The following is a 1,672-nucleotide window of genomic DNA, read 5'->3' as shown; positions in this document are numbered from 1 at the left end:
CGATCGTCCCGATGTTGCAGTGCGGCTTGTTCCGCTCAAACTTCTCTTTGGCCATGGACGTTAGCTACCTTCAATTGATCGGTTAGGACTTGATCAGCGCGCCGCGCTCGAACTCTTCTTAACTACTTCTCTCTGCCTTCGGCCGCATCTCGCCTCGGCGGGGCGCCGCACCGGCTGCACGGAGACTGGAGCGGGTGAAGGGAATCGAACCCTCGTCATCAGCTTGGAAGGCTGTTGCTCTACCATTGAGCTACACCCGCCGACCGGGTCCGTACGGCCCTGCACTGTTCGCCTGTCTTGATGCCTGCGCTGGATGGTGGAGGGGGTTGGATTCGAACCAACGTAGGCATAGCCAACGGATTTACAGTCCGTCCCCTTTAGCCACTCGGGCACCCCTCCGTGTCCGATGTCAAATGTTGTGAAATCCCAATAAGTTCGCGGATGTGACTGGTTTAGCGGCCTCGTGGGACACGCGCGGCTTTATTCAGGTTTGCTGCCGCTGTGTCAACTAAAATCCCGGTCTCGAAAGCGTGAACACCCCCGCAGCGCGCCTCCAGCCGTTTCGTGCGGCAAGGCGTACTGTTCGGGGGCGTTTGCATGAGCCCGAGGCTCGAAATATAAGCGCCTCCATGAGCAGACGCAAGCAACCCTCCCATTCCCGCCCGTCCGGCCCCCCGCAGCGCGGCTCGCGTCCAGCGAAATATGGCCGGAACCATGGCGGCAGCAAAGGCACCCGACCGGGTGATGACAGCTATCTATATGGTTTTCATGCGGTTTTGGCTGCCTTGCATAATCCCGCCCGCGCGGCCGAACGTCTTTGCCTGACGCGCAATGCCGAGGCGGAGTTGACACGACAAGGCATCAATCCCGCTACCGCCTTTGATCTTCGTCCGGAAATTATGGACAATGATGACGTTGCGGCCTTGCTGCCTGCAGGGGCGGTCCACCAAGGCCTCGCGCTCCGCACCTCACCCCTTCCCGAACGCGATGTTACCGAGGCCTGCGAGGGTGCCACCCGCGTCGTCGTGCTGGATCAGGTTACGGATCCACATAATTTCGGGGCGATTCTCCGGTCCGCAGCCGTTTTCGGGGCGACGGCACTCGTCACCACAGACCGCAACAGCCCGCCCTTCGGCGGCGCGCTGGCCAAAGCGGCCTCGGGCGGCCTCGAACAGGTCCGCATCGCGCGCGTCACCAATCTCGTCCGCGCCATCGACGAATTGAAGGAACTGGGTTTCGAGGTGATCGGCCTCGACGGCGATGGCGAGGCCTCCCTCCCTGATCTCAATCTCTCGCCCCGCGTTGCCCTGGTGCTCGGTGCCGAGGGGACGGGTCTCCGGCGTCTCACCCGCGAGCATTGCGACCTGCTCGCCCGCCTGCCCGCCGCCGGGCCGATGAAGAGTCTCAATGTCTCCAACGCCGCGGCCGTCGCCCTTTACGAGCTGTTCCGTCGCACCGCCTAGGTGCCGAAGAAATTCAGGCTCGCATCGCAGACCTGCGCTACCTCGCGTGTCGACATGAAGCGGCTAAGTTCGTCGAAGAGCGCTGCCACGCTACGGGCCACTCCGTTCGGAGAATAGAAAAGCCAGCGATTGGCCGCTGCCGCAGACGGCATAAGAGATGCGGCTGATGTCGCCGCCGCGGTATCGCGCGTCTTGATGAGCTGCGCGGC

General features: G+C 62.5%; 1 protein-coding gene, 2 tRNA genes and 1 pseudogene. 1 reads left to right on the top strand and 3 read right to left on the bottom strand.

The window, feature by feature from the left end:
• Nucleotides 1-186: 186 nt before the first annotated feature.
• Together WEB61_RS15265 and WEB61_RS15260 are read right to left on the bottom strand one after the other, a co-directional pair.
• Nucleotides 187-260 (bottom strand) — tRNA-Gly (locus WEB61_RS15265).
• A gap of 54 nt (nt 261-314) precedes the next feature.
• Nucleotides 315-399 (bottom strand) — tRNA-Tyr (locus WEB61_RS15260).
• A gap of 230 nt (nt 400-629) precedes the next feature.
• Here WEB61_RS15260 and rlmB point away from each other — a divergent pair.
• Entirely contained in the window at nt 630-1,463 is an 834-nt protein-coding gene (gene rlmB, locus WEB61_RS15255; RefSeq protein ID WP_368065198.1) for a 23S rRNA (guanosine(2251)-2'-O)-methyltransferase RlmB, read from the top strand.
• On the opposite strand, the pseudogene WEB61_RS15250 reads toward rlmB, so the two are convergent.
• A pseudogene (locus WEB61_RS15250) lies at nt 1,460-1,672 on the bottom strand (hypothetical protein); the annotation flags it as partial. The gene rlmB and the pseudogene WEB61_RS15250 sit on opposite strands and share 4 nt — an antisense overlap.

It is taken from the genome of Parvibaculum sp., from assembly GCF_040882025.1.
In the GTDB taxonomy this organism is placed as follows: domain Bacteria; phylum Pseudomonadota; class Alphaproteobacteria; order Parvibaculales; family Parvibaculaceae; genus Parvibaculum.
Note: the sequence above shows the minus strand (reverse complement) of the source record. Positions and strands in the feature narration are given on the sequence as shown.

Bases quoted from the DNA above. Each gene is read 5' to 3' on its own strand.
- rlmB (WP_368065198.1), top strand. From the start codon at position 630: ATGAGCAGACGCAAGCAACCCTCCCATTCCCGCCCGTCCGGCCCCCCG.